Genomic DNA, 25,468 nt, shown 5'->3' on the forward strand with positions numbered 1-25,468 from the left:
TTATAAGGGATATCAGATGGATGGTGCCATTTTTCTCCAGCAAGTGGTCAATGGAATGAGCCTTGGGGGCATGTACGCCCTGATTGCCATCGGTTATACGATGGTTTATGGGGTGCTGCGCCTGATCAACTTCGCCCATGCGGACGTGATGATGGTCGGGGCGTTTACCACCCTGTTTTTGTTTTCTTCCATTGGGCTACCCTTCGGGGTAGCCGTTTTCCTGACCCTCGCGCTGTGCGGCCTGTTCGGGATGCTGATCGACCGGGTAGCCTATCGCCCGCTGCGCCAGGCCTCCAAAATCTCAATGCTGATCACCGCCATCGGCGTCAGCTTCTTCCTCGAAAACCTGTTCAACGTGCTGTTTGGCGGCAGCTCGCGCTTCTTTTCCGCACCGGACTTTTTCAATAACACCCGCGCCTTTGGCGACGTGATTATCACCAACGTGGCGTGGATCGTGCCGCTGATTACCGTCCTGCTGCTGCTGGCGATCCTCTGGCTGCTGTACCGTACCCGCTACGGGATGGCGATCCGCGCGGTGGCCTTCGACGTCAATACCGTGCGCCTGATGGGTATCGACGCCAACCGCATTATCTCACTGGTGTTCGCCCTCGGCAGCAGCCTCGCGGCGCTGGGCGGGGTGTTCTACTCCATCAGCTACCCCACCATCGACCCGCTGATGGGGGTACTGATTGGCCTGAAGGCGTTCGCCGCCGCGGTACTCGGCGGGATCGGCAGCGTCACCGGCGCGGTACTCGGCGGCTTTATTCTCGGCTTTACCGAAGTGGTGGCGGTCGCCCTCTTTCCCGAGCTGGGCGGCTACAAAGACGCCTTTGCCTTTATGTTCTTGATTCTGGTCCTCTTGTTCCGCCCGGTTGGCATTATGGGCGATGAACGTCTGGAAAGGAGCCGTTTCTGATGCTCAACGCTACGACTACCGCCGGGGCGCAGCTGCGCAACCTGGTCATTATTGTTCTCTGCGTCGCGCTGCTGGCCGGGATCAACGTCGTCTTCAACGACTACATTATTCGCGTCATCAGCACTATTTTTGTCTTTATGATCCTCGCGGTCAGCTACAACCTGATCAACGGCGTGACCGGGCAGCTGTCGCTGGAGCCCAACGGCTTTGTGGCGGTCGGCGCTTACGTCACCGCCCTGCTGATCCTCTCCAGCGACAGCAAGCTGGATATGTTTGAGATGGCCGCGCCCAGCCCGTGGATCCTCGTGCTGCACGCCGGTTTCCTGCCCGCCTTGCTGATTAGCGGCCTGTGCGCGGCGGCGCTGGCGGTGTGCCTGGCTCTGCCGGTCTTCCGCGTGCGCGGCGACTACCTGGCGATTGTGACCCTCGGCTTCGGCTTTATCATTAAAATCCTCGCTATCAACAACCCGCAGATCACCAACGGCGCGATTGGCCTCAACGACATCCCGCAGCAGCCGCACCTGCTGTTCTGGTGCGGACTGTTCGCCCTGCTGGCGACCGGGATGATTCTGCAGCTGGTGTGGTCGAAGTACGGGCGAATGATGAAGGCGGTGCGCGACGACGAAGACGCCGCTATCGCCATGGGGGTGAACACGTTTCGCATTAAAACCTGCGCCTTCGCCACCAGCGCCTTCTTCGAAGGGATCGGCGGCGGCCTGCTGGCCTCGCTGCTGACCACCATCTCGCCGGGCCTGTTCGACTTTATGCTCACCTTCCAGCTGCTGATTATTATCGTGCTCGGCGGCCTGGGCAGCACTACCGGCGCGCTGCTCGGCACCGTGCTGGTGGTCGGCAGCGGCGAGTGGCTGCGCTTTCTCGACCAGCCGCTCCAGTTCTTCGGTCACGATCTGGGCGCGTATCCGGGGCTGCGAATGGTGGTGTTCTCGCTGCTGCTGCTGATCATCATGCTGTTCGCCCGCGAAGGTCTGCTGGGCAAAAAAGAGATTTGGCAAGTGGGCAAAAGGGGCCGCGGCTATGGCGCAAAATAAGGTCATTTTAGAGGTACAGGACGTGACCATGCAGTTCGGCGGCCTGCGGGCCATCGACAGCGTCAGTTTCCACGTCGACGAGGCGGAAATTTTTGGCCTGATTGGCCCTAACGGCGCGGGCAAAACCACGATGTTTAACGTGATTACCGCCAACTATAAACCGACCAGCGGCAGCGTGACCCTGGCGGGAAAATCGCTAAAAGGGCTGAAGCCGAACCGGGTGGTCAACGCCGGGATCGCCCGCACCTTTCAGAATATCCGCCTGTTTAACTCGATGACGGTATTAGAAAACGTGATGGTCGGCCTCGACAGCGCCAGCCGCTATTCGCTGCTGGAAGCGGCGCTGCATATTGGCCGCTACTTCCCCGCCGAGCGGGCGGCAAAGGCCAAAGCGATGGCGATTCTGGACGATATCGGCATCGCCCATTTCGCCGACGTGCAGGCCACCAACCTCAGCTACGGCAACCAGCGCAAGGTGGAGATCGCCCGCGCGCTGGCGACGTCGCCAAAATTACTGCTGCTCGACGAACCCGCCGCCGGAATGAACCCGAAAGAAACGGAAGATCTGGCGGATCTGATCTTCCGCATGCGCAACGACTACCGGCTCAGCGTGCTGCTGATCGAGCACGATATGCCGTTCGTCAACAAGCTGTGCGAGCGGGTGATGGTGCTGGAGTACGGCAAACCGCTGTTCAGCGGCCTGATGTCCGAAGCCATTCAGGATCCGGACGTGATTTCCGCCTACCTGGGGGACGTTCGTTATGCTTAGCGCGCGCGAGTTAAAAGTGTTTTACGGCGTGATTCAGGGGCTGAAAGGGGTGGACATTGATATTCACGACCGGGAGATTGTGACCCTTATCGGCAGTAACGGCGCGGGGAAAACCTCCACCCTCAACGGGATCGTCAACCTGGTGCGTTCCACCGGGCGGGTCAATTTTCTCAACGAGGATATTTCCCGCAGCCAGACGCATCAGATTGTGCGTAAGGGGCTGGCGCTGGTGCCCGAGGGGCGACGCATCTTCACCAACCTGACCATCGAAGAAAACCTGCGCATGGGGGCCTACAACAACCTCGCCGGCTTTCCCCGCCTGCGCGATCGCATGTACAGTCTGTTTCCCCGGCTGAAAGAGCGGCGTACCCAGATGGCGGGGACCATGAGCGGCGGCGAGCAGCAGATGCTGGCGATCGCCAGAGCGTTGATGAGCGAGCCGGTACTGCTGATGCTCGATGAGCCAAGCCTCGGACTGGCGCCGAAAATTGTCGGTGAGCTGTTCGCAACGATTAAGCAGCTGCGGGAGGAGAATATTACCGTGCTGCTGGTGGAGCAAAACGCCACGGCGGCGTTGACCATCGCCGATCGCGCCTATGTGCTGGAGAATGGGAAGATTATGCTCTCTGGCCCGGCGGCGGAGGTGCTGGCGAATCCGGAGATTAAGCGGATGTATCTTGGGGGATAAAGCTGTTCAGGGCTGCGGCATCGCTTCCTGCGTCGCCGCAACCGCAAACAGCCTCGCGCTACACAAAGCACACCTCGTTCCAGTAGGCTTCACGCGTCCTGCGCCGCTCAGTATGTTTTATCATGGCGAAACCACCTTGTTTCTACGTTGCCAAGCTCAATTCCGTAGAGACTGGCGACCGGTAATATCGCCTCCATAATGCGTTGGGTATCCTGCTGCCCGGCTTCTCCGCCAGATCCAGATAAAGAAGCCAGCCAGCCCGTTATGCGTTGCCACAGCGCCACTTTCATTTTTCTCCTCCGTCGGGAAGCGTTTTTGCCTGGGTCTATTTCAACCACAGTTGACGGCGGGCGGGAAATATCAATTCCGGATTTGTAATTCTGTGGGATGCATATTAAGGGGGAGAGGATCTTCCCGGAGGTGGTGCTGCGCACCTGTCCGGGCTACTTTCCCCAGTTTGGTAGCCCCATGCGGGTAAACAATATCCACAGATTTGTTAAGTTCTTTTTCGTTATAGATAAGAACTTTTTCTTCTTTGCCGCCGACGGGCGATTTGTGGGAGCGTGATAAACACAAAACAAAACAGGGATTCAGGGGAAAACTATGCGCATTGCAAAAACAAAAATCGCGCTGGCGCTGGGCATGCTGGTGCTCGCCGCGCAGGCTCAGGCCGATCAATTAGCCGATATCAAAGCCGCCGGGGTGGTCAAAGTCGCCACCTTCGACGCCAACCCGCCGTTCGGCTCGGTAGACCCGAAAACGCATAAAATCGTCGGCTACGACGTGGACTTCGCCGAAGCGCTGGCGAAATCTCTCGGCGTTAAGCTGGAGCTGGTCGCCACCAACCCGGCCAACCGTATTCCGCTGCTGCAGTCCGGTAAGGCCGACCTGATCGTCGCCGATATCACCATCACCCCGGAGCGCGCCCAGGTGATTGATTTCTCAACGCCTTACTTCGTGACCGGCCAGCAGTTCCTCGTCCCGGCGAAATCCCCGGATAAGCTTGATGATTACAGCAAAGCGCGCATCGGCGCGGTAAAAGGCACTACCGGCGAACAGGCGCTGCATCAGCGTTTCCCGCAATCGCGCGTACTCTCTTATGACGACATTCCGCTGGCGCTGACCGCCCTGCGCAACGGCAACGTACAGGCCATTACCCAGGACAGCACCATCCTCGCCGGACTGCTGGCGGAAGCGCCCGACAAGGCCAACTTCAAAATCATCCCCGACCTGCTGAGTAAAGAAGAGATTGGCGTCGGCGTGAAGAAAGGCGAACCGGCCCTGCTGAAAGCGGTAAATGACGAGCTGGTCAAGCTGGAAAAATCCGGTGAAGCGGCAAAAATTTACGACGTCTGGTTTGGCCCGAGCACCAAAACCCCGCAGCCGCGCGCCTTTACTATCGAAGCTAAATAAGCAGAAAAAGATTATGTTATCGGCTCTATTTTCACGCTCCGCGGCATCGTCCGCGGATTTTTCGCATCTGCAGCGCGCCAGCATTGAGTTCCGCGATGTCGCCAAAAGCTACGGCGATCATCGGGTGCTGAACGGCGTAAATTTACAGGTTGAACCCGGCGAAGTGGTGGCGATCCTTGGCCCTTCGGGATCGGGCAAATCCACCCTGATCCGCCTGATCAACCAGCTGGAGTCCCTCAGCGGCGGCGAGATTTTGATCGACGGTAAACCGACGCACCAGCTTACCGGCAGCGCCCTGCGCCAGCTGCGCAGCCGGGTCGGCTTCGTCTTTCAGCAGTTTAATCTCTACGCCCACCTGACGGCGCAGGAGAATATCACCCTCGCGCTGGAACGCGTCCACGGCTGGGGCAAAAGCGCCGCCCGCGAGCGCTCGCTGGCGCTGCTCAGCCAGGTTGGCCTCGCGGATAAAGCCGGGCAGATGCCCGCCCAGCTCTCCGGCGGCCAGCAGCAGCGGGTGGCGATCGCCCGCGCCCTCGCCTCCTCGCCGCAGATTATTCTGTTTGATGAACCTACGTCGGCGCTGGACCCGGAGATGATCGGCGAAGTGCTGCAGGTGATGAAAACCCTCGCCCACAGCGGGATCACCATGGTGGTCGTGACCCACGAAATGCAGTTCGCCCGCGAAATTGCCGATCGGGTGGTGTTTATCGACGGCGGCGATATTCTCGAAGTCGCGCCGCCGGCCGAGTTTTTCGCCCGACCGCAGCACGCCCGCACCCGCCGTTTCCTGCAGAAGGTGCTTGACCCGCTGCACCAGGAGAGTGAGGCGTGATCCCGCATCTTGACTGGCATGGCGTGCTGAGCGGGCAGCCGCTGCAGTGGATAATCTCCGGCTTTCTCACCACCGTCTGGGTCAGCGTCGCCGGGATGATTCTGGCGACCGTGCTGGCTATCCTGCTGCTGGCGCTGCGTCTCGGCGGCGGCCGGCCCGGACGCTGGCTGGTGGCGGCCTGGGTATCGCTGTTCCGCAATACGCCGCTGCTGGTGCAGCTGCTGTTCTGGTATTTTGCCGCCTGGAATCTGCTGCCGCTGGGGGCGCGCGATTTTATTAACGACGACCACAGCTGGTCGATTCTGCCGGGCAACGTCTGGTGGCTGACGCCGGAGTTTCTCTGCTCCATGTGGGGGCTTGGGGTCTTTACTTCGGCGTTTCTGATCGAAGAGATCGCCTCCGGGCTGCGCGCCGTTAGCCACGGTCAGCGGGAAGCGGCGCTGTCGCAGGGGTTTACCCCCTGGCAGGAACTGCGCCACATTCTGCTGCCGCAGGGGCTGGCAAACGCCTGGCAGCCGATTATCGGCCAGTATCTGAATCTGATGAAGCTCTCTTCGCTGGCGAGCGGCATCGGCTTCGCCGAACTCACCTACCAGGTACGGCAAATCGAGAGCTACAACGCGCATGCGCTGGAGGCGTTTGCCGTCGGCACCGCGCTGTATCTGGCGCTTGGGGTGGTGATGGGCGTGGCGCTGACGCGTCTCGGCCCGGGAAGAAATCAGCAAAGGAGAGCCGGGTATGAACGCTAATCTGGCGGTGATCGTTGATAACCTCGATTATCTGCTGTGGGGACGGCTGGCGGACGGTATTCCCGGCGGCGTGGTGCTGACGCTGCTGATGGCGATCGGCGCCGCCGCGCTGGCTTTGCCGGGCGGGGTCCTGCTGGCGGGGATCGCCTGGCGCTACGACGGGATCGTGCGGCGGCTGCTCTTCCTGTGGGCGGAGGTTATTCGCGGCATCCCGCTGATCTTCGTGATTTTCTGGCTGTGGTATCTGCTGCCCATGCTCACCGGCAGCGATCTGCCGGGCGCGGTCACCGTCACGGTGGCGCTGGCGTGGTTTACCGCCGCGTCGGTGATGCATTCGGTGCTGGCGGGCCTGCAATCGCTTCCCGGCGGGCAATACGAAGCGGCGCTGACCCAGGGTTTTACCCCTGGACAGACGCTGCGCCTGATCCTGCTGCCGCAGGCCCTGCGTAACGTTCAGCCCTCGCTGGTAGGAATATTGATCGGCCTGCTCAAAGACACGTCGCTGGCGTTTATCGTCAACGTACCGGAATTGACCACCGTTGCCGGCCAGGTCAATAACCGAGTGCAGATATACCCTCTGGCGATATTTGTCTTTACCGGCGCGGTTTATTATCTACTGTGCTGCGGCCTGAGCCTGCTGGCGAACCGTCGCTATGCCGGTCGTGCGGCTTAGCGACGAAGTGCGAAAAAAGCTGCCCGGTTACTTAACCGGGCAGTCTTTGGTCATCTTAATAAATTTATCGTTATAGATTATGTAGTGGTTCCCTGGTTGGCGCAGCGAAGCCTGGCGAACAACGTCCCCGGGCCGTAAATACCATGCGTCTCCTTCCTCTTCCGTCGTATCACACCCGGGCTTGATCAGCAGCTTAAACCAGGTATTCCCGGTATTGCTGACGGTACCCGCCGCACGATCGTAGGCCCACTTGAACTGCACCTCGCGCGGGCGAACAACGAGAATTGTGTCCATCACTACCACCGGATCCATACTCACTTCCGTCCCGCTTTGATTACGCATCACGTAATTGCGGGTGGGTATTTCACGGAACGACACCCGGTAATAGCGCTCACGGTTATCTTTCGGGCCGTGGTAGTAAAACTTAAAATATTCGCTCTCCCCCGCCTGAAGGGTGAGCTGGCGCGGGGCAAACAACAGCTCGCCGTCCGCCGGACGGGAGCGCACCTCTTTGCCGCCGGGGCGGTCGATAGCGACAATAGAGACCCGATACAATCTGGCGCTTTTATTGTTATTAATCACCCGTTTAGACGCAAAATCATCTTCCGCCGCCATCGAGAAAGTTAAATTACCGACCGAGATGGCCTGCGCCGCGGTCGCCAGTCCGAGCGACAGCAGGCAGATAAGCATCCGCAGCAAATTAGTTAATGTTACGCCACGTCGCCTGAACATGAATTTCTCCTGAAGCACTCACTTCACCAAACCAGCCGTTATCTTCCACCGTGCGCAACGATATCGGGTTATCCATCGGAATGGAAAACTTCACCGTCGTTTTGTCCATCTGCCCAACGTCGCCGGAAATATCCGTCCACGGCGTGGTTAACCACAGGGCATCGGTCATATCATGCCAGGTATCATCACATCCGGCGTCATACGTTTTGATAGCCCCGGTCTGGGTGGTAAACGCCAGGGTCGCCGGGAACGGCACTCTCGACGTACCGTCCGGTGAAGTGAAAATACAGTATGAACGTCCGCCGATCGCCTGCGTTGGTCCCTTCACTTTGATAAGCACTTCATCGGCGGCGGTCTTACCGCTGGTGGTGACAATATAGCCGAAGTCCAGCGACGGTTCGCCGCTACCCACGTAGCCCTCACGCGTCGGCGTTGAGATATACTCATCGGAAATAATGCTGATGCTGAAGTCACGCGGTTTAATGATCAGCGTGTTGGACGTCGAAAACTCATACCACCCTGACTCCGGCGAGGTGGTGTTATAGAAACGGAAATTAAACAGGTCCTTAGTGTTCACGTCGCTGATGCCCAGCGTCACCATCTGCTTAAAAAAGTTGCTTGAGAAGAAAACATACACTGAATCTGATGATTTCATCTCGTTAAACGTATAGTACTGAGCGATGCCGCTTACCGGCTTCCATGAGTTACCGTCGAGGCTGAACTGCATATCGTAGCTTCCCACCGCGGAAGCCAGCGCCGAGTTGCTGATCGCCGGGAAAATATGAATTGAGGTATTACTCAGGCCATTATGCTGCAAATTGTAGTTCACCATTTTGCAGCTCAGACCGGAACGCGTGCCAATCGTCTGCGTGCGGCAGTCGGCGTTGCCTTCACCCAGCGTCGGAACCCCGTCGCTGTTGATAAAGACTTCCGCCAGCGCATGGGTATTAATTAACCGCAGATTGGCCGCTTTAGTATGGGTGACATTACGTACGTACCAGTAACCTGAGGCCTGGTCTTTGCAGCGTGCGCCGCTGCTGGCGTCATAGCTCACCGACGTCATGCAGGAGTTGATGGTCATTGAGAAGCTGCTGCCCACCGACATCTGCTGCAGATACTGGTAGAAAGAGTCGGACATCATGCCGTGCATCCACTTTTGCCCGCCGGGTGTTACCGTTGCGCCGTAGAAGCCGCTGGCATCGCTGGTTTGCGGCTGGATCAGGCTGGTCGCCATATCGCAGCCCGCATACCAGTTGATGCAGCGCAGGCCGCTCAAAGGATGGGAAGCCGGCGAGTTATCCAGCCACATATCGAAGAACCAGTTAGCGTACAGACCGGTGTTATAGCCATTGTCGATATAGCCGAGGCTCTGCTGATAAATGGTGCCCGAGCCGTTATATTTCAGCCCGGTCCAGCGGTTAGCCCCGGTCATCCGCGGGTCCAGCGCGCCGCCTGGGGTGACGAAGAAGTTATCGTCCGAGTTGTTTTCCACAAAAACAAACTGCATGGCCGCCGCATCGGGCCAGGTGGTTTTGTTTACCGCAGCGTTGACCCGCGTCACGCACAGCGCCGCCGTTAACATGATTAAACATGCCAGCCATTTAGCTTTCATTACCTTCTCCTGTCTGCTGCACGCGGGCATAAGTGGAGAGGCCGCTGCAGACCACATCGCCCACCCACACCGCGCCGCGCGCCTGGCTCAGCTCCAGCGCCACTTCGCAGCTCTGGTTTTTACCGTAACTGAAATCGATGGTGGGATACTTTTTATCCACGTCCATCACAAACTCACCGTTCTCATCGGTGCGGGTACGACCGATGTGGTTATTAATCCGCGCGTTGGCCAGCAGCGTGCCGTCTTCCGCGCGAATCCGCCCGGAGACCGTGACCATCTGCTTCACTTCCGGCTCAATCACCGCCACGTTCCCCGGATAAAGGGTCAGTTGGCTCTTGCGCCCGGTCACGATGTCGTAGCTATCGAGCGAATTTTTGCTGTTCTGCAGCTCCACTTCATAGCGGTTGTACGGCGACAGCGGCAGGTAATTACGGTTGCCGGAGAGCTGCACAATACGGCCGTTCACCTTAGCGCTCAGCTTGCCGTCGTCTTCAAGACCGGTTTTGAAAATCACCCCGGCATTACCGTCGGTGCGGCCGCTGGCGGCGATATTTTTCCCCTGCCAGCCCACGCTGCCGTTGGCAGTCAGGTTGGTATTCACATAGCCATCCACGCCGCTATTCACATTCAGCGTACCGGTGGAGTAGCGGGTATCAAACTGGGCATACGCGCCGCCGCTGAGGGTTTTGTCATCGCCGGTGTCGCCGGAAATCGCCCGTGAAACGTTGGCGCCGATGGTGCGAATGCTGCCTTCATCAAACTGTTTACGCGCCGACAGGTTGGCCATGGTGTAGCCGTTCTGGTGCGTCATGCCGGCGCTGAACCAGTTGCCGAGCGGCAGCGAGAAGTCGAGCGCAATATATTTCCCGGTACTGGCGCTGCTGTCGCCGTTATTAAAGCGCTGCAGGCCCGCGCGCAGGCCCAGCGATCCCCACGAGCCGGTATAAAGCGTCTGATAGTAGTCCGCCGTGTAGTAGTGGCTGTTATAGCGGCGGTCGTCGTTATAGCTGATGCTGAACGTGCCCAGCTTTGACCATAATGAATTGAGATTCAGCGTGCCGCCGATAGCCCGGTTATCGGCATTGCTGCGGCGTATTCTGTCGCCAATCTGCGTTTTTTCCTGGTTGACCCATACCGAGCTGAAGCCGCCGGGGAGCGTGGCGCTGATGCTGCCGATGCTGCTCCAGGAGCTGTCGCTGGCCAGCATATTCTGCAGATTCACGCTAATGGATTCGGTCAGCGGCAGCGTCAGGCGCGTCTCGGCAACGGCGTTGTTGTCATAGCCGTAGCCGGTCGCCGCCCAGCTTAAGGTGCTGAGCGACCCGGAGGCCGAGGCGCCCGCCAGCCAGCTGTCTTTTGCCGGCAGCGTCTTTTTACCGCTTTCGGACCAGCGGTCCATATGGAAGCTGCCGCCCCAGAACTGCCAGGCCAGCGGCGCGCCGGCGCCGCGTCCGCGGCTGAACAATTTATTGACCCGCTGGGTACGCTTGCTGACCACCCGGCCGTTCACAATCACTTCAACATCGACATCATAAATCCCATACGGCAGGCCGCGGGTGTCCACTTCGTGGTTACCCATGGCAAAGTTCTGCACGCTCATCAGGCGCCCGTCGCGGGTCAGATGGACCTCCCCGGCTGCGGGTAAAAAGGCGACCACCGGCGTGGCCGACTGGCTGTTATCGAATACCGTCGAACTGGCCTGGTTGCCCCAGGAAGCGCCGTAGATCTTCCCCGCCGAAACGGCGGTCATCGGGCCAAGGGACTGTAGATTCCAGGTATCCAGCATCCCGCCCGCAAAACGGTGACCGGCAAAGTCGCGCTCATACATCGCTTTATAGACTTCGCTGTCCTGATTGCCGGAGCCAATACCGTACAGCGAGCCGTCGAGCACCAGGTGGTGCTCGCGCAGCGCGGTGACGTTGTTCAACGACAGATAGCTGGAGGTATTATTGCCGCCGTTGCGCATCTGGTTGTTATAGACCCCGAGGTTATAGTTCAGGGTGCTGCTGAGGGTGTTGACGCTGGACTGGCCGATATCTTCGCTGCGCGAACGCAGCACCGTACCCAGCGCCTCCTTCTTCACCACCAGCTGCAGCAGCAGCTGGCGCAGGCTGAGCTGTAGCTGCGCATCATCTGTGAGGCTAATATTGAGTTCTTTGCTGAAAGCTTCATTGGCCAGCGCGGTGAGCTGTTTGCGGGTCTGTTCGCTGACGGTGGCGTTATTATCGTTTTCTTCCAGCTGAATTTGCCGTACGCGCAACACGCCGTTATCCAGCCAGATAAAGGCATTGCCGATCCGCTGATCGTCCTGGGTACCGGTGCTGCCTTTAAGGTGAATAAACAGAGGAATGCTCATTCCGTCCTGCAGCGCCTGGCTGAAGGCCTGGGGGATAATCACGCCGCCGATTTGCTGTACTTTGTCGGAGGCGGCAGTGACGCTAAATGGAACCAGCAAGATGACCATGCCGGAGGCAAAGAGTGTTTTTAATCCTGGAGCGATCCCTGGTTGAGCCATAATGTTGATCCGTCATAAGAAATGTCTATTTCACGGGAACAAACTGCTCGCCCTGCCAGAGCGCGACCCGTCCTTTTTTGTCCGCAACGTTCACGCGCGTGAAGCGACGCTCTTTACCCGGCATCAGGAAGTAATTTTCCTTGCACTCTTTACCGTCAGCCGGCTTCAGACACGGGCCGTAGGCAAGAATGCGCAACGTCGCGTTACCGGTATTGACCAGCGTGCCGTTGGCGTACTGATAGCGGAAGTTTGCTTTTCTTGGCGCCACCACCAGGATAGTGCCGATGCGTGCCGAGGCCGTGGCGACCGCGCTGCGGGTCGAGCCATTGCGCTGGGCATCGCTGAGCGCCTGATCGAACCAGACGATACGGTAATAGCGCTCTTTATCGTCCGCCGGGCCTTTGTAGAAAAAGCGGATCACGTCGCTGGCTTTCGCGGGCAGCAGCAGACTGGCCGGGGTCAGTAAAATCTCGTCCTGCTTATCCATCGGGATGACCTTGCCGCCATCCAGCGGCGAAGAGAGGCGTTCCATATGGATGTTAATTAAGCGACCGCTGTCGGTCGTGTTCTTGATCTCTTTACTCAGCGTGCTGCTTTCGCTGTTCATAAATGAAGAGATATCGCCCACATCCAGCGCCAGGGCTGGCGTCATTGTGCTGAGCAACAGGCTGATGGCCAGAATGTGTTTTTTCATATGAATTCAGTCCGTGAAATAAGGCAGGGGGAATACCCCCTGCCTTGTGCTACGAGAGGATCAGCTGGTCCAGGTCGCGTCGAACTGTACGCTGACGTCACCGCTCCAGATACCTTCCGGCAGGGCGCTGTAGTCAGTGACAGCCGTAGAGCCATTGGTCGTGCCGCTGATGATGGAGAACGTGAAGCCGTCCTGAGCGGTAGTACGACCCGCAACGTTATAGCCGTTAGACAGCGCGCTGAGGTTGCCGCCCAGGATGCCCGCCGCGGTGTCGATCATGGTGGTGTCAGCCGTTTTTTCGACCGCAGCGCCATTGTAGTCAACGCCCACGCTCAGGGTGGAACCAGAGGTATCCAGCTGAGTCAGGGTGTTGGTGATCAGACGAGAGGTCAGTTTGAATGCGGTCGCGGTGGCGTCACCTTCGATAGCCACATCAAACAGGCCTTTCTGTGAGTTAAAGCCTTTAATCCCTTCGGCATACTGGAAAGCCAGGCTGCCCAGCGGAGTCACCACCAGCTTGCTGGTAGTGTCTTTTTTGGCGGTTGCGGACCAGGTAGCGACTGCCTGAGCAGTAACGTCAGCTGCCTGAGCGACACCCATACCGGCAAACGCGGTTACCAGAGCAATTGCAAGAACCTTTTTTTTCATAGCTTTTTCATCCTGAGTTTATTAAGGGACCTGATGTCCCACGTCTGTGTGCATTTCCCGCCATAGTTCAGGCCGCATAATGTTTATTGCGGCGAAAATTATTTTGGGGTTACGACCTGGTGCACAATTTTAAAATTAACGTCTATTACTAATTACAGCGCGAGCTTATATATCTTTGAATACAGTTTCGCCTCGGCATTTCGCCGATGGGTATAAACCGTTTTCACACTACAATTTTCAATTTTGGCGATAGATTTTGGATGCATTCCCTGCGCCGTCATACGAATTATCTTCATTTCCCTGTTGGTAATTTTGTCTTTCTTTATATCTTTGCGTAGAAAACGACCATTAATAACGTATGCCAGCTCCTGACGAATATCTTTCGTTAAGTCGACATAAACCACGCCACGAATAGAGCCATTGTAATACCAGTAATTGGCCAGCGCTTCCGAGCGCCTTGCGGCAATTAATACAATTTGTTTGCCTTTCATTTCAGCCAGCCACTCATTATCGCGGCGGATAAAATAGTTCAGCGAACTGGCGCTAAGATTAATAAATACAAATTCCCGGCGTACCTTTTCAAGTGACAGGTAAATTAAGTTATCGATATCAATAATTAGCTCAGCGAGTCCTTTAAGAAAATAACTGTCATGCGCTGGCCAAATGCACTGATCCAAAGAATATTTATAATCCATATAAAGTTAAACCCCATAGTCCTGGAAATCTTGAACGTATCACAACACTGCTGATAGCCCAGGCCTGCAAAGTCTAAGTCAGCAAATTCCCTCTTTAATATATTCAACCCAAAACTCAAAATAGTATTGCTTGAGACAAAGAACGCTAAATGACTTGCTTGTTTCTTGTGTTATCAAATTTAGGATTTTTCGCTATGTGTGTCAATAAGTGCTCTGAGGGCTAATTACCGAACAGGTCAATTTAAGCCAAAACAATAAAAATAAGAATATTGAGTTAAAAACAAAAAGCATTTATTTTCATAGGGTTATTGTGACTGCGTACGGGGATTCTTAAGTGAATATTATATGTTCCAGGATCTTAGCCATTATCAGTTAAGACTATTCTTAATGAGGGTTTCATTCGAAAATGCAAAAAAGTCAAACAAAGTCAAAAAATAAGAATATAATGCCAATAATCAACACAAAGTCAGTGGTTAATTCCATTAACTGGCGTAAATAATGAAATTACACGCCGCACAAAAGGCCTGGTCGCCGACTAAAAATTTATCGAGGTCAATCGTAATCAAGCACGAAAAGATTAACTATTCGGTTAAACCGACTCAGCATGAAGCCTGGCACGAACATCCTGAATGATGCCTCTGCGCCCAAGGCGGTAAATTTCCCCCGCTAATGTCGCATACAACGCCTTATCTTTATCAGAGGAAATACGTATCATTATTAATCTCATTGCCAAAGCGTATTAAAGGTAGCAGACCCTGCGCGAATTCCCGCTTGTGGATACAAAAGTGTGAGCCCTGTCGGGCTTTTTCGCCACCCACTACCCCAACTCTTGCGTCCGTTCACTATTTGTTCGTCTTACTGTCATCCGGCAGTCATATAAAACACCATTAATAGTGCCCAGTTGACTGACGAACCTGGACGCATTTATGAACAGTTCTCTGGCTGCGGTTGCAGAAACCGAGTTTCAACCGTTTACGCCCCCCTATACCGACCGGCAACGCAAGGTCCTGAGCGTACGTAACCTGAGCAAATCCTGGAACGCGCAGCAAACCGTCCTGGATAGCATCAGTTTCGATCTTCATGCGGGCGAACTGGTTGGCGTGATTGGCCGTTCCGGCGCCGGTAAATCGACGCTTCTGCACCTTCTGAACGGCACCCATAGCGCCAGCGGCGGCGAGATCCTGAGCTTCCCGGAAGTGGGGACGCCGCAGGACGTATCAAAGCTGTCAGGCCGCGCGTTAAACGCCTGGCGCAGCCGGTGCGGCATGATCTTTCAGGATTTCTGTCTGGTCCCGCGCCTCGACGTTTTGACCAACGTGCTGCTGGGGCGCCTGAGCCAGACTTCCACCCTGAAATCCTTATTCAAAGTCTTCCCCGACGCCGACCGCGCCCGCGCGATCTCCCTGCTGGAGTGGATGAATATGCTGCCGCAGGCGCTACAGCGGGCGGAAAACCTCTCCGGCGGCCAGATGCAGCGCGTGGCCATTTGCCGGGCATTAATGCAAAACCCCGGTATTTTGCTGGCCGATGAACCGGTCGCGTCTCTTGACCCGAAAAATACGCAGCGAATTATGAATGTCCTGCGCGAAATTAGCGAACAGGGCATCAGCGTAATGGTAAACCTGCATTCGGTGGAGCTGGTGCGTGAATATTGCACGCGGGTTATCGGCGTGGCCAAAGGCCAGATTATTTTTGACGACCATCCCACGCAGCTGAATCAGGAAATTCTGCACCGGCTGTACGGCGATGAAATTAGCCAATTGCATTAAATTTCACTCACACGGGCAAAATAATGAAAAAGTACATCACTGGCGCAGTTCGTTTATCCGCAGCGGTTGCAGGCATTATGATGGCGTGGCAGGCAGGCGCTGCTGAACAACCGAAGGAATTAAATCTGGGCATCCTAGGCGGTCAGAACGCAACGCAGCAAATTGGTGATAACCAGTGCGTTAAACAGTTTCTCGATAAAGAACTCAACGTCGATACGAAGTTGCGTAACTCGTCCGACTACTCCGGCGTGATTCAGGGATTGCTGGGCGGAAAAGTTGACGTCGTATTAAGCATGTCGCCGTCGTCGTACGCTTCGGTTTATATTAACAATCCTAAGGCCGTCGATATTGTCGGGATTGCCGTAGATGATAAAGACCAGTCCCGCGGCTACCACTCGGTGGTGATTGTCAAAGCCGACAGTCCGTATAAAAAGTTAGAAGATCTGAAGGGCAAAGCCTTTGGCTTCGCCGACCCGGACTCCACTTCCGGCTTTTTAATTCCGAACCACGCCTTTAAACAGCAGTTCGGCGGCACCTCGGATAACAAATATAATAACTTCTTCTCCAGCGTGACCTTCTCCGGCGGCCACGAGCAGGACATTCTGGGGGTGCTGAACGGCCAGTTTGCCGGCGCGGTGACCTGGACCTCCATGGTCGGCGACTATAACAGCGGCTACAGCGTCGGCGCCTTTAACCGCCTGATTCGCATGGATCACCCGGATTTGATGAAGCAAATTCGCATTATCTGGCAATCGCCGCTGATCCCGAACGGTCCGATCCTCGTCAGCAATGCCCTGCCGGCGGACTTTAAGGCCAAAGTCGTTACCGCGATTAAAAAGCTCGATACTGACGATCACGCCTGCTTTATCAAGGCGATGGGCGGTACTCAGCATATCGGCCCGGGCAGCGTGGCTGATTTTCAGCAGATCATCGATATGAAACGCGAGCTGGTTAGCGCGCGTTAATCCCGCCCCTGACGCCGCCGCCCGCGGGCTATCGCGGGCAGCGGCGACTCGTTGAAGACACCGCGACGCATGAATAACACCCATACCGAATTCGAACGCTATTACCAGCAGGTCCGCTCGCGACAAAAGCGCGATACCTTGAGCGGATCCCTGCTGCTGCTGGCGCTCTATTTTGCCGCCGGCAGCATGGCCGAGTTTAATCTCTTTACTATCTGGCACTCGCTGCCCAACTTTTTCGACTACATGTTTGAGACGCTGCCGACGCTGCGCGTCGCCGACCTGTTTGCCGATTCGCATACCAAAGGTTCGCTGGCTTACTGGGGCTATCGTCTGCCGATACAGCTGCCGCTGATCTGGGAGACGCTGCAGCTGGCGCTGGCGTCCACGCTGGTGGCGGTGGCGATAGCCACCCTGCTGGGGTTCGTTGCCGCCAGCAACGCCTGGTCCCCTGCCCCGCTGCGGGTTGCCGTCCGCGTGCTGGTGGCTTTTCTGCGCACCATGCCGGAGCTGGCGTGGGCGGTCATTTTCGTGATGGCTTTTGGTATCGGGGCGATACCGGGCTTTCTGGCATTGATGCTGCACACCATCGGCAGCCTGACCAAGCTGTTCTATGAAGCGGTGGAGAGCGCCCAGGATAAACCGGTGCGCGGCCTGGCCGCCTGCGGCGCGTCGCATCTGCAGCGTATTCGCTTTGCCCTGTGGCCGCAGGTGAAACCTATTTTTCTCTCCTACGGCTTTATGCGGCTCGAAATTAACTTCCGCTCCTCAACGATCCTCGGGCTGGTGGGCGCGGGCGGCATCGGCCAGGAGCTGATGACCAACATCAAACTGGATCGTTACGATCAGGTCAGCATCACGCTGCTGCTGATTATTATCGTGGTATCGCTGCTGGATATGCTGTCCGGCCGCCTGCGGCAGTGGGTTCTGGAGGGAAAAAAATGAATCAGTGGCAAAAACAACCGGATATCGCCGCCAGCCGCCGCCAGCATCGGCATTTATATCAGGCCCAGGGGCGCTATCTGCGCTATGTCGGCCTGCTGGCGCTGGCCAGCGTGCTCTATTATGTCTGGTTCTTTATGCAGTTCGGCATCAGCGGCGGGCAGCTCGCCGCCGGGCTGCAGCAAATCAGCCGCTATCTACTGCGGATGTTCGTCTGGCACGACTTTTTCAACTGGCCGTTTCGCTATTACTTCACGCAAATCGCCATTACCCTGGCGATTGTTTTCGCCGGGACGCTTACCGCAACGGTCATCGCCCTGCTGCTCTCGTTTCTCGCGGCGCGCAACATTATGCGCGGCGTTGTTCCGGGGCTCATCGCCCTGCTGATGCGCCGCCTGTTCGACGTGCTGCGCGGCATCGATATGGCTATCTGGGGGCTGATTTTTGTCCGCGCCGTTGGGCTCGGGCCGCTGGCCGGGGTGCTGGCGATTATCATGCAGGATACCGGGCTGCTGGGCCGTCTGTATGCCGAGGGGCATGAGGCGGTTGACCGTTCGCCGGGACGCGGCCTGACGGCGGTGGGGGCGAACGGTTTGCAGAAACATCGCTTCAGCATTTTTACCCAGTCCTTTCCAACGTTTCTGGCGCTCAGCCTGTATCAGATTGAATCGAATACCCGTTCCGCTGCGGTACTCGGTTTTGTCGGCGCGGGGGGCATCGGCCTGATTTATGCGGAAAATATGCGCCTGTGGAACTGGGACGTGGTGATGTTTATTACCCTGCTGCTGGTGGCGGTGGTGATGGCGATGGATACGCTGTCCGCCTGGCTGCGCCGCCGCTATATCGGCGGCAGCGCGGTGCCGCTGTTTAAAGCTGGTTAGTTTTTTCCCGGGTCGCGCTGCGCTTCCCCGGGGGGCCTGATATCGCGACATTCCCGGAGGCGGCGCATTGCGCCTGTCCAGGCTACCCAAACTGCACGAAAAAGTAGCCCGGGTAAGGCATTTACGCCGCCACCCGGGGGAAAATCACAGCCGCCACGCCAGCACCGGCCACCGGTGCTGCGCGTTCGCCGCCGCCAGCTGCGGGCAGGGATTGACCAGCCGTACGCGATCGGCGCGCAGGCACAGCGGCAGATCGTTAATCGAATCGGTGTAGAAGGTTATCTCACCCGAATAGTCGGGATGGGCCGCCAGCCACAGCTCAAGGCGCACGACTTTCCCCTGCTGATAGCTCGGCGTACCGGCAATCACGCCGCTATAGCCGCCGTCGGCCATCACGACGTCAATGCCCAGCGCCTGCTCGATGCCCAGCTCCGCCGCAACTGCCTGTACCAGCAGGCTGACCGACGCCGAGATCACCAGCATCTGCTCGCCTTTCGCCTGTAAAGTCCGAATCAAATCCCACGCCTGCGGATACACACGCGGCATAACCTCTTCGCGTACGCAGCGCGCCAGCAGCGCGTCCACATCCCGCTTTGCCACGCCAATCAGCGGCGCCTGGATCAGGGCCACGTAATCGGCGATATTCATTTCGCCGCGGTCGTAGTCCTCCATCAGCCGCGCTTCCCGCGCCAGGTAATCGGGATCGTTTACCCAGCCCTCGCGCACCATAAAGCGGCTCCACAGCGTACTGCTGTCTCCCTTAATTAACGTATTATCCAGATCGAAAATGGTCAGCGTTTTACCCATCGTTTATTTTCCCTTATCGGCCACGGCGCCTCGCGAGAGCATGCGCAAGAAAAATGACAGCAGAATGACCCGGACAAAACGTCCGAGATTCACGCATCAGTAAGGCTTTTTCCCGGGTCGCGCTGCGCTTATCCGGACTATAGCTCTACCGCCATTTGCCGAACGGTAGCCCGGACAGGTGCGCAGCACCGCCTCCGGGAAGCAGCTTCCCTTTTCACCCCCACACGCTCATCACCAGCAGGACGGCAATCAGCAATAGCGGATAAATTCGCACATGCCAGCGATCCGGTAAACGCGCCAGCCAGCGGGAGGCGATTTTTAATCCCAGCCAGCTTCCCGCCACCAGCTGCGCCGCCGCCGACAGCCAGATATTGCCGACAAACCCAGCCGGCAGCGCCACCGGCGACAGCCACGCCATTACCAGCCAGGTGAGCGTCGCCGTTGCCGCCAGCGGCAGCGTCAGGAGGTTGGCCATCGCCGCGGCTTCAGACATCAGCACGCCGCGACGGCGCATCAGAGGAACCGTCATCACGCTTCCTCCGACGCCGAGAAAAGAGGCGATCAGGCCAATGACGCCCCCTACCGTCAGCTCATGGGGCGCCGTCGGCACCACCCGGCTGGACGGCGGCGTCATAAATCCGGCGCGAAGGTAGCAATCGATAATGGTCGCCAGCAGGTAGATAACGAACAGCCAGCGGATCCACTCGCCGCTCACCTGAAGCGCCAGCAGCGCGCCGGCGATACCGCCAACGGCAATACCGGTGAGCATAGCCCATAAGCGGCGCCAGCTCAGGGTGCCGGTACGCGCGTGCCGCCAGGTCGCCAGCAGCGCTGAACAGAACATAACCAGCGCCGAGGTGGCGACGGCGATCTGCATCGCCTGCTGCCCGACGGCGCTTTGCGCCCCCCACCCGCCGGTTGCCAGTAAATAGAGCAGCGGGACGGTAACGAAACCGCCGCCGAAGCCAAAGAGCCAGGTCGTGATGCCGGAAAGTATGCCGCACAGAAAAAGCCAGTCGCTCATTGGAACGCCTCCACAAAAGGAGGTAACGATATAGAATAAGGCTATGGCCGGCTTACGCTTTAAAGCCAATCTATTACGAATTTCAGCCAGGGCTACACTTATGCGCAACGTTGCGATTAATGACGTCGACCATCTTCCTCGCTCAGTACTGGCGCTGGGTAGCGACTATCCGCCCAATACGCTGCTGGAGCGCCACAGCCACCGCCGGGCGCAGTTTCTGTACGCCATGCACGGATTAATGAAGGTCGAAACCGATGACGGCCAGTGGCTGGTGCCGCCGTTCAGCGGAGTCTGGATCCCGGCGACGAAACCGCATCGCGTCTGGATGCCCGGCGTCAGCACCCACAGCCTGTATATTGACGCGCGGGACGCCCCGCGGGAAAGCGAGCGCTGCGAGGTCTTACAGGTCTCCCCGCTGATCCATCAGCTGCTGCTGGCCGCCTGTCGGCTACCGCTGCTATATGAAGAGAGCGGGCGCGATGCCGCCCTGATTACGCTGCTGCTTCATGAACTGCGCGCCGCCGCGCCGCTGCCGATGTTTACGCCGCTTCCGCAGAATAGCCGCCTCGCCGCGCTATGCGCCGATTTTCAGCGCCAGCCGAGCATCCGCAGTACGCCGCAGCAGTGGGCGCAAAAGCTGAGTAAAAGCGTACGCACGTTTAATCGGCTATTTCGCCGCGAGACCGGGATGGCGTTTTGCGACTGGCGCCAGCAGGCATGCCTGATGTACGCCATGACGGCGCTGCGTGAAGGGAGTTCGGTTACCGAAGTCGCGCTAAGTCTGGGCTATGAGTATCCGGCCGCCTTTACCGCGATGTTCCGCAAAGCGATGGGCTATTCGCCGATGGCGTTTATCCGTCAGATAAACGGCGGACCGGCACACGCCAGTCCGCCGTAGTCGCGGATTATCCGGCTGCGCGATTCAGCCAGTCAAACAGCGTGTCCACCGAGAGCTGCGCAGGCGCGCGCAATGCTAGCTGCCCCGGTTTAATCAGCAGCAGCGTCGGCAGGCCGCGCACGCCGAGGTCGCTCGCCAGCGCCTGATGCCGGTCGGCATCCAGATAGCGCGTATCCAGTTGAGCAATTCGCGAGCTGAGTTTTCCCTGCGCCAGCAGCTGCCAGAGCTTGCGGCAGTGCACGCAGCGTTCAGCGCCAACGAACAGCAGCACCGGCCGTTCGCTCTCCAGTTCGCTCGCCGCGCCGATCGGCGTGAACGCGCTTTCCGCGACGCGGAACAGCTTCGGACTGCGGCGCAGGGTATCGTTATCGGTTGCCACGCACAGCGCATCGGCGCTTTTACTGTACGGCTGCACGCCCGCCACCCGGACCACGCTTTGCGCCGGTCCCGCTGCCGCCGCGCCGGGCTGGCGCAGGGTTCGTACATCGACCGCCGCAATCGGCGTCTCCTGCGGCTGCGCCAGCTGCGGGATCCAGCCGTAGGGAATGCGGTAGGCGCGATAGACCATATTGTTGTTCAGCGTCTTACCCCAGAACGGCGAAATATATTCCCAGACAATTTCGTGGTCGCGGGTCACTTCAAAAATGCGCCCGTTCGATCCTTCGTTAATCAGGGTATTGCCGTTTTCCAGGCGCTGCATGTTGCTGATGTACGGACTGTAAAAGCGGTACGAATCGGTCGGCTGCGGTAGATCCGCTTCATAGGGCGAGTAGCGCCATTCGATATCGAGGGTCAGCGGGTTGATCTCCAGGATCCGGGAGTAATCGCGCCAGGCGTTTTTCACCCCGTCCGTCGACGCCGGATTCGGCGCGCCGTATCCCGCCCAGCCGCCGTTATCGAAAATCAGGATATTGCCCGCGCCCGGCAGCCCCTGCGGGATCATATGCGCATGGTGCTGGCCGATGATCCAGCCGATGTGCTTCAGCTCCGGCTTGCTGTAGTCCGGGCCCAGTTGCCAGACGATCTTGCCGCTCTGTTTGTCGATAATGGCGATAACGTTGGATTCACGGGCGTCCCAGATAATATTGTCGGGATGAAAACGTTCATCGCCGGCGTCATACCACTTATTCGGCCCCAGCGCCGACATCGAGTTGATATGCATCCAGTCGCCCATTCCGCCGCCGCTGGCGCGCATGTTCGGGTTGTTGTACAGAGCGGTGCGCGCCGCATCGTCAAAGCCTAGTTCGTGAAAATGGTCGCTGCAGCGCCACTCCCACACCACGTTGCCCTGCCAGTCAACTTCAATAATGGTGTCATCCAGCAGCAGCTTGTCGGAGATCGCTTCATTGACCAGATTGGTGTGGGCGAGGATCAGGGTATTGCCGCCATCCACCTGCGGCTCTAGCCCCGGCGCGTAGTAGCCCACCGGGTTGCCCGCACGCTGATAGTCATGATGCGCGCGCGCCATCCAGCGCGTTTCATTGCCCGGATCGCTCACCTGCTCATAGCGATCGAATTTCCAGGTGACGTTGCCTTCCCAGTCCACCTGGATCAGATCGAGCATATCCTGCATGCCGTAGCGCGGGTCGCGCTCGCCGCTATGGCCAAGGATTGCGCCGCCGGGCAGGATTTTATTGGGAAAGCCGTGCAGTTCAGGCCATTCGCGCACCACGCGGCCGTTCATATCCACCAGCACCGCGCCGTGTTCGGTGGCCTGGAAAAGGGTGTAGCCGCTCCAGGCGCGCGGCGGATCGTAGAGGGTGGCGCCGGTCGGATAGACGGAAGGATGTCCCATATATTGCTCCTTAAATAAAAGAATCAGGCAGTGGTAATCAGGTTACGAATCTGGCGGCAGGCGGCGCTAAACGAAGCATCATCGCGCTGGCGCGGATGGGGCAGCGCCAGGCTCACCACTTCCCGTATCCGCCCCGGACGCGGCGAGAGCACAACGACCCGGTCGGCCAGAGCGACGGCCTCTTCCACATCGTGCGTCACCAGCAGCGTGGTGGTTCCCGCGCGCTGGTGGATCTGTAAAAGTTCCTGCTGCAGGGTGTGACGCGTCAGGGCATCCAGCGCGCCGAAAGGCTCATCGAGCATCAGGATCTGCGGACGGGCCACCAGGCCGCGGGCAATGGCCACCCGCTGGGCCATCCCGCCGGAGAGCTGCGCGGGTAGCGCGTTGGCGAATTCGCTGAGCTGCACGCGTTCCAGCATTTCCAGCGCCCGCTGGCGCTTCGCCGCCCGGCTGAGCTTTTCATCCGCCAGACCGAGCATCACGTTGTCGAGCACGTTAAGCCACGGAAACAGCCGCGGCTCCTGAAACACAATGCCGCGCTCTTTGTCCACGCCGGTGACCGGCTCGCCGTTGATGCGAATCTCCCCCTGGGTCGCTGACTCCAGGCCCACCAGCATCCGCAGCAGCGTCGATTTACCGCAGCCGCTGCTGCCCACCAGCGCCACCAGTTCACCGGCGGCGATATCCAGGCTGAAATTCTGTAGCGCCGTTACCTGTTGCCAGGATTTACGCACGTGGCGAAAAGAGACCAGAGTCGAAGAGGTCATAGCTGCTCCTGTTGGCGCCAGCGGGTGACGCGCATTTCCAGTAAACGTCCGGCTTTATCCAGCGCCGCGCCGGTGATACCGACCAGCACCATGCCGCAAAGAATGGTGGGCATATCCAGCAGCTGCTGGGCATTGATCATCAGGCTGCCGATGCCAACGCCGGAGGACATGAAATATTCCGCGCCGATATTGCCAAGCCAGGCGTAAATCAGCGCCAGCCGCAGACCGGCGAAGATCCCCGGCGCCGCGCCGGGAAGAATGACTCTGCGCAGGCGCGCTACTTCACCTAACCGCAGCACTCTGGCGACCTCATCGAGCTGCGGGTTGCGCTGGAGCACGGCCTGCCGGGTGCTAAAAAACATCGGAAAGAACGACGCCAGCGCGATAAAAACGATTTTGCCGCCGTTATCGTTGCCCACCCATGCGGTCAGCAGCGGCAGCCAGGCAAACAGGGCGATATGGCGCAGCACGTTGAGCGTAGGGGTGAAGATTTGCCCGGCGCGCGGGCGCAGCGCCAGCAGCAGTCCGCAGAGCAGGCCCCCCGCAATCCCCAGCACGCCGCCGACAAAGGCCCGCCCGAGGCTTGCCAGCATCGCCGCGGTCAGCTCTCCGCTCAGGGCGCCCTGCATAAAGCGCGTCGCCACCGCCAGCGGCGAAGAGAACAACGCGCCATCGATCCAGCCCCACTGGCTTGCCAACTGCCACAGCGCCAGCAGCACCAGCGGCAGCTGCAGCGCCCGCCAGCTGGCCTGCGGTTTCCACGCCAGGCGTCCGGCGGCTGGCTGCGGCCAGAACACCAGACGGGCACAGGCGCGGTTCGCCGCCCACTCCATCAGCATGCCGCTCAGGCCAACCACCGCAATGGTGACGAAGACGATATCCAACTGAAACAGCTGACGGCCCCAGACCATCAGGTAGCCAATGCCTTCCGAAGAAGCCAGCAGTTCGACAACGATAAGCGATACCCAGGCCTGGGACAGCGCCAGACGCAGGCCGGTAAACCAGCCCGGCAGGCTGGCCGGGATCACCAGCCAGCGCAGCCGCTGCCAGCGGGAAAAGTTCATCACCCTTGCGGCTTCGCTCAGGGTCAGCGGCACGCCGGCCACCGCCTGCTGCGTATTAATGGTCATCGGCACCACGGTGGTTTTGACGATAACCGCCAGCTTGAGGCCGTTATCAATGCCGAACAGCACCATAAACAGCGGGATCCAGCCGAGCGTCGGGATTTGCGCCATGGCGTAGAACAGCGGCTCCACGCGCTGCGCGGCGGCCGGGACCAGGCCGAACAGCGCGCCGAGCAGCGTGCCGGCAGTGGCCCCCAGCAGCAGGCCAAGCGCCAGATGCTGAAGGCTGAATCCCCACTGCGCCAGCAGGTCGCCGCTCAGCAGCGATAGCGCAGTATCGGCAACCACCGACGGCGCGGGCAAAATTTGCTCCGGCATCCATCCTTCGCGAGCGGCGACGTACCACAGCAGCAGCAGTAACGCCGGCAGCAGCCACGGCCAGCCGTTAAGCCTGAAGCCCGGCCTGGCTGGGGCATCGGTTCTTAAGATCATCTGCGACATATCGGTCCACTTTTCGGCAAGTTATGTCGCTATCAAAACGTGACTTCCCCTTCGCCGCCATTGCGTAAGGCGA

The 25,468-nt window shown here is 58.4% G+C and carries 25 protein-coding genes; 13 read left to right on the forward strand and 12 right to left on the reverse strand.

The annotated features are described in order from the left end of the window. The first annotated feature begins 16 nt into the window (after window positions 1-16). The 4 genes from GUC22_RS21295 to GUC22_RS21310 are packed head-to-tail and all read left to right on the forward strand — an operon-like array spanning window position 17 to window position 3,422. Complete coding sequence (locus GUC22_RS21295; protein WP_004129493.1) at window positions 17-916, forward strand: branched-chain amino acid ABC transporter permease; 900 nt, start codon at window positions 17-19, stop codon at window positions 914-916. After that, window positions 916-1,965, forward strand: coding sequence for a branched-chain amino acid ABC transporter permease (locus tag GUC22_RS21300; protein ID WP_004133743.1), 1,050 nt, complete (start codon window positions 916-918; stop codon window positions 1,963-1,965). Before GUC22_RS21295 ends, GUC22_RS21300 begins: the two co-directional genes overlap by 1 nt. Beyond that, a complete protein-coding gene (locus GUC22_RS21305; protein ID WP_024359093.1) occupies window positions 1,952-2,734 on the forward strand; it encodes an ABC transporter ATP-binding protein in 783 nt (260 codons plus the stop codon). The genes GUC22_RS21300 and GUC22_RS21305 overlap by 14 nt, the downstream gene beginning before the upstream one ends. Continuing rightward, window positions 2,727-3,422: an ABC transporter ATP-binding protein gene (locus tag GUC22_RS21310; RefSeq protein WP_004129484.1), complete on the forward strand. Its 696-nt coding sequence runs from the start codon at window positions 2,727-2,729 to the stop codon at window positions 3,420-3,422. Before GUC22_RS21305 ends, GUC22_RS21310 begins: the two co-directional genes overlap by 8 nt. A 107-nt stretch (window positions 3,423-3,529) precedes the next feature. On the opposite strand, the gene GUC22_RS21315 is transcribed toward GUC22_RS21310, so the two are convergent. Continuing rightward, window positions 3,530-3,712, reverse strand: a complete 183-nt coding sequence (locus GUC22_RS21315; RefSeq protein WP_004129481.1) for a hypothetical protein — start codon at window positions 3,710-3,712, stop codon at window positions 3,530-3,532. A gap of 313 nt (window positions 3,713-4,025) precedes the next feature. On the opposite strand from GUC22_RS21315, the gene GUC22_RS21320 reads away from it, so the two are divergent. The 4 genes from GUC22_RS21320 to GUC22_RS21335 are packed head-to-tail and all read left to right on the forward strand — an operon-like array spanning window position 4,026 to window position 7,089. Continuing rightward, entirely contained in the window at window positions 4,026-4,835 is an 810-nt protein-coding gene (locus GUC22_RS21320; protein WP_004099328.1) for an ABC transporter substrate-binding protein, read from the forward strand. Between the two features lie 13 nt (window positions 4,836-4,848). Further along, window positions 4,849-5,667, forward strand: a complete 819-nt coding sequence (locus tag GUC22_RS21325) for an amino acid ABC transporter ATP-binding protein (RefSeq protein ID WP_049130850.1) — start codon at window positions 4,849-4,851, stop codon at window positions 5,665-5,667. Beyond that, entirely contained in the window at window positions 5,664-6,416 is a 753-nt protein-coding gene (locus GUC22_RS21330) for an amino acid ABC transporter permease (RefSeq protein ID WP_004133751.1), read from the forward strand. The genes GUC22_RS21325 and GUC22_RS21330 overlap by 4 nt, the downstream gene beginning before the upstream one ends. Beyond that, window positions 6,406-7,089, forward strand: a complete 684-nt coding sequence (locus GUC22_RS21335; RefSeq protein WP_049087351.1) for an amino acid ABC transporter permease — start codon at window positions 6,406-6,408, stop codon at window positions 7,087-7,089. Before GUC22_RS21330 ends, GUC22_RS21335 begins: the two co-directional genes overlap by 11 nt. Before the next feature lie 27 nt (window positions 7,090-7,116). Here the strand turns inward: GUC22_RS21335 and GUC22_RS21340 are convergent, their stop codons facing one another. The 6 genes from GUC22_RS21340 to ecpR all read right to left on the reverse strand — a co-directional run bounded on the left by GUC22_RS21340 (window position 7,117) and on the right by ecpR (window position 13,985). Continuing rightward, the gene (locus tag GUC22_RS21340) at window positions 7,117-7,821 is read right to left on the reverse strand and encodes a fimbria/pilus periplasmic chaperone (RefSeq protein WP_049087350.1); all 705 of its coding nucleotides are present in this window, start codon (window positions 7,819-7,821) and stop codon (window positions 7,117-7,119) included. Further along, entirely contained in the window at window positions 7,790-9,403 is a 1,614-nt protein-coding gene (ecpD, locus tag GUC22_RS21345; RefSeq protein WP_223226924.1) for a fimbrial adhesin EcpD, read from the reverse strand. The genes GUC22_RS21340 and ecpD overlap by 32 nt, the downstream gene beginning before the upstream one ends. Before the next feature lie 19 nt (window positions 9,404-9,422). After that, on the reverse strand, window positions 9,423-11,948 hold the full coding sequence (locus GUC22_RS21350) for a fimbrial biogenesis outer membrane usher protein (RefSeq protein ID WP_024359098.1): 2,526 nt from the start codon (window positions 11,946-11,948) through the stop codon (window positions 9,423-9,425). Between the two features lie 25 nt (window positions 11,949-11,973). Continuing rightward, window positions 11,974-12,642, reverse strand: coding sequence for a hypothetical protein (locus tag GUC22_RS21355; RefSeq protein ID WP_004133761.1), 669 nt, complete (start codon window positions 12,640-12,642; stop codon window positions 11,974-11,976). Window positions 12,643-12,702: 60 nt separating this feature from the next. Next, window positions 12,703-13,290 (reverse strand): common pilus major fimbrillin subunit EcpA, encoded by a 588-nt coding sequence (gene ecpA, locus GUC22_RS21360; RefSeq protein WP_004133763.1) that lies wholly within the window; start codon window positions 13,288-13,290, stop codon window positions 12,703-12,705. Window positions 13,291-13,442: 152 nt separating this feature from the next. Beyond that, on the reverse strand, window positions 13,443-13,985 hold the full coding sequence (gene ecpR, locus GUC22_RS21365; protein WP_004133765.1) for an ECP biosynthesis operon DNA-binding transcriptional regulator EcpR: 543 nt from the start codon (window positions 13,983-13,985) through the stop codon (window positions 13,443-13,445). Between the two features lie 926 nt (window positions 13,986-14,911). Between ecpR and phnC the strand changes: the two genes are divergently transcribed. From phnC to phnE (GUC22_RS21385), 4 genes are all read left to right on the forward strand, one after another. Beyond that, window positions 14,912-15,754: a phosphonate ABC transporter ATP-binding protein gene (gene phnC / locus GUC22_RS21370; protein ID WP_024359099.1), complete on the forward strand. Its 843-nt coding sequence runs from the start codon at window positions 14,912-14,914 to the stop codon at window positions 15,752-15,754. 23 nt (window positions 15,755-15,777) lie between these two features. After that, complete coding sequence (gene phnD, locus GUC22_RS21375; protein WP_029669800.1) at window positions 15,778-16,719, forward strand: phosphonate ABC transporter substrate-binding protein; 942 nt, start codon at window positions 15,778-15,780, stop codon at window positions 16,717-16,719. 69 nt (window positions 16,720-16,788) lie between these two features. Then, on the forward strand, window positions 16,789-17,661 hold the full coding sequence (gene phnE, locus GUC22_RS21380) for a phosphonate ABC transporter, permease protein PhnE (RefSeq protein ID WP_004132516.1): 873 nt from the start codon (window positions 16,789-16,791) through the stop codon (window positions 17,659-17,661). Beyond that, window positions 17,658-18,539, forward strand: coding sequence for a phosphonate ABC transporter, permease protein PhnE (gene phnE / locus GUC22_RS21385; protein ID WP_004132520.1), 882 nt, complete (start codon window positions 17,658-17,660; stop codon window positions 18,537-18,539). The genes phnE (GUC22_RS21380) and phnE (GUC22_RS21385) overlap by 4 nt, the downstream gene beginning before the upstream one ends. A 144-nt stretch (window positions 18,540-18,683) precedes the next feature. Here phnE (GUC22_RS21385) and GUC22_RS21390 read toward each other — a convergent pair whose 3' ends face one another. Further along, on the reverse strand, window positions 18,684-19,346 hold the full coding sequence (locus GUC22_RS21390) for an HAD family hydrolase (RefSeq protein ID WP_004132522.1): 663 nt from the start codon (window positions 19,344-19,346) through the stop codon (window positions 18,684-18,686). Between the two features lie 214 nt (window positions 19,347-19,560). Next, complete coding sequence (locus tag GUC22_RS21395) at window positions 19,561-20,370, reverse strand: sulfite exporter TauE/SafE family protein (RefSeq protein ID WP_148854843.1); 810 nt, start codon at window positions 20,368-20,370, stop codon at window positions 19,561-19,563. 100 nt (window positions 20,371-20,470) lie between these two features. Here GUC22_RS21395 and GUC22_RS21400 point away from each other — a divergent pair, with 100 nt between their 5' ends. Further along, a complete protein-coding gene (locus GUC22_RS21400; RefSeq protein ID WP_154932273.1) occupies window positions 20,471-21,268 on the forward strand; it encodes an AraC family transcriptional regulator in 798 nt (265 codons plus the stop codon). A 7-nt stretch (window positions 21,269-21,275) separates the two neighbouring features. On the opposite strand, the gene GUC22_RS21405 is transcribed toward GUC22_RS21400, so the two are convergent. The 3 genes from GUC22_RS21405 to GUC22_RS21415 are packed head-to-tail and all read right to left on the reverse strand — an operon-like array spanning window position 21,276 to window position 25,395. Beyond that, the gene (locus GUC22_RS21405; protein WP_004132528.1) at window positions 21,276-23,063 is read right to left on the reverse strand and encodes an aryl-sulfate sulfotransferase; all 1,788 of its coding nucleotides are present in this window, start codon (window positions 23,061-23,063) and stop codon (window positions 21,276-21,278) included. A gap of 23 nt (window positions 23,064-23,086) precedes the next feature. Further along, a complete protein-coding gene (locus GUC22_RS21410) occupies window positions 23,087-23,830 on the reverse strand; it encodes an ABC transporter ATP-binding protein (RefSeq protein WP_160183757.1) in 744 nt (247 codons plus the stop codon). Further along, window positions 23,827-25,395, reverse strand: coding sequence for an ABC transporter permease (locus tag GUC22_RS21415; RefSeq protein WP_160183758.1), 1,569 nt, complete (start codon window positions 25,393-25,395; stop codon window positions 23,827-23,829). Before GUC22_RS21415 ends, GUC22_RS21410 begins: the two co-directional genes overlap by 4 nt. Window positions 25,396-25,468: the final 73 nt, after the last annotated feature.

Source organism: Klebsiella sp. MPUS7, assembly GCF_009905335.1.
Lineage (GTDB): Bacteria > Pseudomonadota > Gammaproteobacteria > Enterobacterales > Enterobacteriaceae > Klebsiella > Klebsiella grimontii.

Excerpts from the sequence above, each read along its gene's own strand:
- GUC22_RS21390 (WP_004132522.1), bottom strand. The coding sequence starts at position 19,346 with ATGGGTAAAACGCTGACCATTTTCGATCTGGATAATACGTTAATTAAG.
- phnD (WP_029669800.1), top strand. The coding sequence starts at position 15,778 with ATGAAAAAGTACATCACTGGCGCAGTTCGTTTATCCGCAGCGGTTGCA.
- GUC22_RS21410 (WP_160183757.1), bottom strand. The coding sequence starts at position 23,830 with ATGACCTCTTCGACTCTGGTCTCTTTTCGCCACGTGCGTAAATCCTGG.
- GUC22_RS21355 (WP_004133761.1), bottom strand. The coding sequence starts at position 12,642 with ATGAAAAAACACATTCTGGCCATCAGCCTGTTGCTCAGCACAATGACG.
- ecpA (WP_004133763.1), bottom strand. The coding sequence starts at position 13,290 with ATGAAAAAAAAGGTTCTTGCAATTGCTCTGGTAACCGCGTTTGCCGGT.
- ecpD (WP_223226924.1), bottom strand. The coding sequence starts at position 9,403 with ATGTTAACGGCGGCGCTGTGCGTGACGCGGGTCAACGCTGCGGTAAAC.
- GUC22_RS21315 (WP_004129481.1), bottom strand. The coding sequence starts at position 3,712 with ATGAAAGTGGCGCTGTGGCAACGCATAACGGGCTGGCTGGCTTCTTTA.
- GUC22_RS21310 (WP_004129484.1), top strand. The coding sequence starts at position 2,727 with ATGCTTAGCGCGCGCGAGTTAAAAGTGTTTTACGGCGTGATTCAGGGG.
- ecpR (WP_004133765.1), bottom strand. The coding sequence starts at position 13,985 with ATGGATTATAAATATTCTTTGGATCAGTGCATTTGGCCAGCGCATGAC.
- GUC22_RS21415 (WP_160183758.1), bottom strand. The coding sequence starts at position 25,395 with ATGTCGCAGATGATCTTAAGAACCGATGCCCCAGCCAGGCCGGGCTTC.
- phnE (WP_004132520.1), top strand. The coding sequence starts at position 17,658 with ATGAATCAGTGGCAAAAACAACCGGATATCGCCGCCAGCCGCCGCCAG.
- phnC (WP_024359099.1), top strand. The coding sequence starts at position 14,912 with ATGAACAGTTCTCTGGCTGCGGTTGCAGAAACCGAGTTTCAACCGTTT.
- GUC22_RS21400 (WP_154932273.1), top strand. The coding sequence starts at position 20,471 with ATGCGCAACGTTGCGATTAATGACGTCGACCATCTTCCTCGCTCAGTA.
- phnE (WP_004132516.1), top strand. The coding sequence starts at position 16,789 with ATGAATAACACCCATACCGAATTCGAACGCTATTACCAGCAGGTCCGC.
- GUC22_RS21305 (WP_024359093.1), top strand. The coding sequence starts at position 1,952 with ATGGCGCAAAATAAGGTCATTTTAGAGGTACAGGACGTGACCATGCAG.
- GUC22_RS21350 (WP_024359098.1), bottom strand. The coding sequence starts at position 11,948 with ATGGCTCAACCAGGGATCGCTCCAGGATTAAAAACACTCTTTGCCTCC.
- GUC22_RS21335 (WP_049087351.1), top strand. The coding sequence starts at position 6,406 with ATGAACGCTAATCTGGCGGTGATCGTTGATAACCTCGATTATCTGCTG.
- GUC22_RS21340 (WP_049087350.1), bottom strand. The coding sequence starts at position 7,821 with ATGTTCAGGCGACGTGGCGTAACATTAACTAATTTGCTGCGGATGCTT.
- GUC22_RS21300 (WP_004133743.1), top strand. The coding sequence starts at position 916 with ATGCTCAACGCTACGACTACCGCCGGGGCGCAGCTGCGCAACCTGGTC.
- GUC22_RS21320 (WP_004099328.1), top strand. The coding sequence starts at position 4,026 with ATGCGCATTGCAAAAACAAAAATCGCGCTGGCGCTGGGCATGCTGGTG.
- GUC22_RS21325 (WP_049130850.1), top strand. The coding sequence starts at position 4,849 with ATGTTATCGGCTCTATTTTCACGCTCCGCGGCATCGTCCGCGGATTTT.
- GUC22_RS21405 (WP_004132528.1), bottom strand. The coding sequence starts at position 23,063 with ATGGGACATCCTTCCGTCTATCCGACCGGCGCCACCCTCTACGATCCG.
- GUC22_RS21295 (WP_004129493.1), top strand. The coding sequence starts at position 17 with ATGGATGGTGCCATTTTTCTCCAGCAAGTGGTCAATGGAATGAGCCTT.
- GUC22_RS21395 (WP_148854843.1), bottom strand. The coding sequence starts at position 20,370 with ATGAGCGACTGGCTTTTTCTGTGCGGCATACTTTCCGGCATCACGACC.